The organism is Streptomyces sp. NPDC019224, assembly GCF_040632605.1.
Lineage (GTDB): Bacteria > Actinomycetota > Actinomycetes > Streptomycetales > Streptomycetaceae > Streptomyces.
The window spans coordinates 1-1,751 of sequence record NZ_JBEYCF010000114.1 but is presented as its reverse complement, the minus strand read 5'-3'; the positions used below and the strand labels follow the sequence as shown (position 1 = coordinate 1,751).

The 1,751-nt window shown below is 74.4% G+C and carries 1 protein-coding gene; it reads left to right on the top strand.

Annotation, left to right across the window (positions count from 1 at the left end; genetic code table 11):
• Positions 1–1,751: condensation domain-containing protein (locus ABZ564_RS32720; RefSeq protein WP_360863140.1), on the top strand; the 1,751-nt coding region annotated here is incomplete at both ends.

Genomic DNA, 1,751 nt, shown 5'->3' with positions numbered 1-1,751 from the left:
CGCCGGATGATCAACGCGTACGGCCCGACCGAGACGACCGTCTGCGCGACCATGAGCGACCCGCTGTCCCCGGGCACGGGCGTGCCGCCGATCGGACGCCCGGTCGCGGGTTTCCGGGTGTATGTACTGGACGAGCGACTGCGCCTGGTACCGCCGGGCGTCACAGGGGAGTTGTACGTCGCCGGCCCAGGACTCGCACGCGGCTACCTGAACCGGCCGGGCCTGACAGCAGGACGGTTTACGGCCTGCCCCTTCGGGCCGCCGGGCACACGGATGTACCGCACCGGTGACCTGGTGCGCCGCCGGGCCGACGGCGAGCTGGAGTACGTGGGCCGTGCCGACCAGCAGGTGAAGGTCCGGGGCTTCCGGGTCGAGCCCGGTGAGGTCGAGGCCGCGCTGGCCGAGCACCCCGCCGTCGCCCAGGCCGCCGTCGTGGCCGGGGCCGACCGGCTCGTCGGCTACGCGACTGCCCGTCCCGGCCGGTCCGTCCGCCCCGAGGAGCTGGCGGCGCACCTGCGCGAGCGGCTGCCGGACTACCTGGTGCCGGCCATCCTCACCGTGCTGGACACCTTGCCGCTGACGCCGAACGGGAAGCTGGACCGGGCGGCGCTGCCCGCCCCCGAAGCCGCTCCCGCGGGCAGCGGACGGGAGCCGCGCACACCGCAGGAGCAGATCCTCGCCGAGCTGTTCGCCGAAGTGCTCGACGTGCCGCGAGTCTCGGTCGACGACGACTTCTTCGACCTGGGCGGGCACTCCCTCCTCGCCACCAGGCTGGTCGCCAGGGTGCGCTCCGTGCTCGGTGCGGAGCTGGGGCTGCGCGCCCTCTTCCGGGCGCCCACCGTGGCGGGCCTGGCCGAGGCACTGACCGAGGCGGGCCGGGTCCGCCCGGCGCTCACCGCCCACCAGCGGCCCGAGACGGTGCCGCTGTCGTTCGCCCAGCGCCGCCTGTGGTTCCTGCACCGCATGGACGCCGCAGCCGCGACGTACCACATCCCCCTGGCGCTGGAGCTGACCGGAACACTAGACCGGACCGCGCTGGACCAGGCGCTGGCCGACGTGGTGGCCCGGCACGAAAGTCTGCGGACGGTGTTCCCGGAGGTCGACGGCGTACCGTGCCAGCGCGTCCTGGAACCGGCCGCGGTTCACCTGCGGGCCCGGCCGGCCGAGGTCTCCCGGGCCGAACTGCCGCAGCGGCTCTCCGAATCCGCCCGGCAGCCCTTCGACCTGGCGACGGAGCCACCGCTGCGCGCCGAACTGTTCGCGGTCGCCCCTGAGGAGCATGTGCTGCTGCTCGTCATGCACCACATCGCCGCCGACGGCTGGTCCACCGGGCCACTGGCCCGCGACCTGGCCGAGGCGTACGCGGCCCGTTGCGCGGGCCGGACGGCGGGCCGGCCGGCCCTGCCGGTGCAGTACGCCGACTACACGCTGTGGCAGCGCGAGCTGCTCGGTGAGGCGGCCGACCCGCAGAGCCGGTTCGCCGAGCAGCTCGACTACTGGAAGCGGCAGCTGGCCGGCCTTCCGGAACTGCTCCAGCTGCCGGCCGACCGGCCCCGGCCGGCCGTCGCCGGCCGGCAGGGCGACCACATCGGCCTGGAACTCGACCCCGGACTGCACGCCGCCCTGGCGCAGTTGGCCCGGAGCACCGGGACGAGTCTCTTCATGGTGTTGCAGGCTGCGTTGTCCGCGTTGTACACGCGGTTGGGTGCGGGTACGGACATCGCGATCGGGAGTCCGGTGGCGGGGCGTAC